This window comes from Candidatus Bathyarchaeia archaeon (assembly GCA_035935655.1).
In the GTDB taxonomy this organism is placed as follows: domain Archaea; phylum Thermoproteota; class Bathyarchaeia; order 40CM-2-53-6; family 40CM-2-53-6; genus 40CM-2-53-6.
This window is the reverse complement of the sequence record DASYWW010000014.1, coordinates 1-3,431: the sequence shown is the minus strand read 5'-3', so window position 1 is coordinate 3,431 and position 3,431 is coordinate 1. Positions and strand designations below refer to the sequence as shown.

Genomic DNA, 3,431 nt, shown 5'->3' with positions numbered 1-3,431 from the left:
TTTCCCACCATGCATTCGAGGCGCAGAAGACTCGCACTGAACACATGGGAAATACCTACAAGGACATTTAACCGAGAGGGGAGACTCGCACTGGCGAAGGCTGGCGCTTCTCCAGCTCGCAGATCTCCTGCACATATTCCACCACTGCTTCTGGACCGATGTGTTGGGCGTTGAGCAGGTGTTTTCGCTAGTGAACAAATGGCCCCGTCTAAAAAAACGCTCATCAAAAAGGTAGACCACTTCACAAAAATTGGTCCACTTTGCTACTGTCAAAGTGACCCACCTTGACCCTCATCAAGAAAACCAGTACCATACCTAAAAATCATCTCTGGTGAGGTTCTTGATGCTACCCACACAGGTTTTGAATACCAAAGGAGCAGCCAGACGACTTGGATGCTCTGAGACCTGGATACATAAATTGGCAGCGCGAGGCACGCTCAAAGCATATATCTATGGAGACGATGGCGAACTGATCAGCTCTGATCAGATGCCCCGCAAGCCTGGTCGAGCACTCTACTTTCTGGCATCAGATGTTGCCCAGTATCGCCCGACGGTGCAGCGGCGTCCCCGAGGCAGCAAAAACAAAGCATCCCGCTCCCCAATTTCCTCGGAAGAGTAGCCCAAAATGCTTATCCAGCTTGTCCATTGTTGGAGGATTTGGTAGTATTGGCAGGGCAGGCCACGCATCTTTCATGTGTCGCGCATACCCACTCACATCACGGAAGAAAGGGGTGGTGAACTTGGACGAACAGGAACGGGAACGGATTCGCCGAAGTTACTACGTCGAAAAGAAGAGCATTCACCGAATTGCACGCGAAGAAGGACGCCATCGTACCACCGTCCGCAAAGCCCTCTCCAATGAGCCACAACCGACCAGCCCACGACCGCGCAAGAAACCCAAGCCCGTTTTTGGAGCCTTCAAAGATCGTGTGGCGCAGTTGTTGCAGGAAAACGAACGGCTTCCTCGCAAACAGCGCTACACTGCCCATCGGATCTTTGAGATGATCCGCGATGAAGGATACCAAGGAGGCGAATCAACGGTGCGTATGCATGTAGCTCGCTTCAAGCAAGCGCATCATCCTCCAGATGTCTTTCTCCCGTTAGAATATGATCCTGGGCAGGACGCACAAGTGGATTGGGGAGAAGCCTACGCGATCATCGGCGGACAGCGTCAAAAGGTCCAACTCTTTGTGATGCGGCTGTGTTTTTCTCGCCGAACCTTCGCGATGACCTTTCCCACCCAACGGCAGGAAAGCTTCTTCTGGGGGCATGTGAAAGCCTTTGAGCATTTTGGAGGTGTTCCTCACCGCATCAGCTATGACAACCTGGGAACGGCTGTCAAAATCGTCTTTGAGCATTCAGGGAAAGCAGGCCGTCCGCGTAAAGAAGTACGTGCCTTCGTCTCGTTCCGTTCACATTACTTGTTTGAGTCGCACTTCTGCACGCCTGGGCAGGGCCATGAGAAGGGACAGGTCGAGCATGGAGTGGGATATGCACGGAGAAATTTTCTCGTGCCACTGCCGCAAGCAGACTCGTATGCAGCATTGAACCAGCAGTTGCTCTCTCGCTGTCTGCAAGAAGATCTCCGCCAAGTGGCACGCACGGCTACCTCCATCGGAGCTGCCTGGGAGCAGGAACAAGAATATTTTTTACCGATCCCTCGCTCTCCCTACGAGTGCTGTCAAATGACCACTGTGCGGGTGACCCCGTATTCTCAGGCCACCTTTGAAACCAACCGGTACTCCATCCCGGTGAAGCGTGCTCGTCGAGAAGTCACGCTCAAAGCCTACCCGTTCACGGTAGAAATCTGGAATGAAGGTTCGTTGCTGGCAAGCCATGCCCGCTGCTATGGACGCTATCAAGATATCCTGGACCCACTGCACTACTTGCCCTTGCTTGAGCAGCGTCCGGGTGCCTTCGACTTTACGAAACCGATGAAACAATGGCGACGCATCTGGCCTGCTGTCTATGATGAGATGCTCGCAGAGCTTCGGCAAAAGTGGCCCGAAGGGCGAGGGGTCCAGGAATTTGTGAAGATTTTGCAGTTACATCAGACCTACTCAGCCGAGCTGATGCACCAGGCCATTGAGCAAGCAATGCGCCTGCACTGTGTCCACCTGGATGGAGTGCTCTACTGTCTTCATGAAATCGAAGGGCGGAGCCAGACCCCACTCGAAACCTCGCCTCCGCAGAATCTGGATCTTTCTCATCGTCCTGATCTGGATGCGGTCGGGAAAAACCAGCAGGTGAATCTGGCTCAATATGATCAATTGTTGAAACAGTCCTGGTAGGAAGGAATCTCCTGTTATGCAAACAACACCACTCAAAGAGCAGGGCCAGCAAGCCCTGCTCGAAAACTATCTGCAAGCCCTCGACCTGGAAGCCTTCCAGGAAAACTATCAAGCCTACGCCAAGGATGCTATGCGTTCTGGTCTGCCCTATGAGCGATTTTTACTGGCGCTCTGTGAGGCAGAGGTAAGCCATCGCAAAGCACAACGGATCGAACGAGCCATTGCTGCCGCCAAATTGCCCTTTATCAAAGAGCTAGCAACCTACGATTTTGCGGCAGTCGAGAGTATTCAGAAAACGCACGTTCTGGAACTGGCACAAGGGGGATACATGGAACGGGCAGAAAACCTCTTGTTGGTCGGCACGCCCGGACTGGGCAAAACTCATTTGGCGATTGGCTTGGCTCTAGCAGCTTGTCGGCAAAACAAACGGGTCCGGTTCTATCGCACAGCCAAGCTGGTGGACGAACTCATGGTGATGCAGCACAACCTCCGTCTCTCACGCTTCGTCGCCAAGTTTGAAAAACTCGATCTGCTGATCCTTGATGAGTTGGGCTTTTTCCCGGTCGCTAAAGAGGGAAGCCAATTACTTTTCCAGCTCGTTTCTGACCTGTATGAGCGCGTTTCTATCATTATCACCAGTAATTTGCGCTTTTCTGAGTGGAATCAGATTTTTGCGGATGAGGTCATGACCACTGCCTTTATTGATCGATTGACACACAAAGGCTATATTCTGGAGTTTACCGGAGAATCGTACCGCTATCGTCATCGTTTATCACAGTCACTCCTCGACACTGACTCCTCCTCTTCTGGACTCAACTAACCGTTTCCATCTTCCACGACCACCTCTTCCTTCTGAATTTCTGGGAAAGGGGTGGTCTATTTTGTCAGTAGCAAAGTAGACCTATTTCGCCATCTTGGCCTATTTTGTCACCGTCAAAAGGGTCACTATTACAATATCGAAAACAGCAGGCTCGTCAAGAGACGCAGCTTGGCTGGGATTTCCCAGTACACGCGCACTTCCAAGCACTGTACCGGAAGGCGGGAATGCTGAAGAAGCGCTCCTTCCAGTAATCGGCGTGCGTGTTGCTCAACAGGGGACAGCAGATCGAGATGGTGCAGATCGAGACGTTGCAACATGAC

General features: G+C 52.2%; 2 protein-coding genes. Both read left to right on the top strand.

The genetic code is table 11. From position 1 onward, the window contains the following. Nucleotides 1-734: 734 nt before the first annotated feature. Complete coding sequence (gene istA / locus VGS11_03225) at nucleotides 735-2,291, top strand: IS21 family transposase (protein ID HEV2119109.1); 1,557 nt, start codon at nucleotides 735-737, stop codon at nucleotides 2,289-2,291. Nucleotides 2,292-2,307: 16 nt separating this feature from the next. Then, the gene (istB, locus tag VGS11_03220) at nucleotides 2,308-3,111 is read left to right on the top strand and encodes an IS21-like element helper ATPase IstB (GenBank protein HEV2119108.1); all 804 of its coding nucleotides are present in this window, start codon (nucleotides 2,308-2,310) and stop codon (nucleotides 3,109-3,111) included. Nucleotides 3,112-3,431 lie beyond the last annotated feature (320 nt).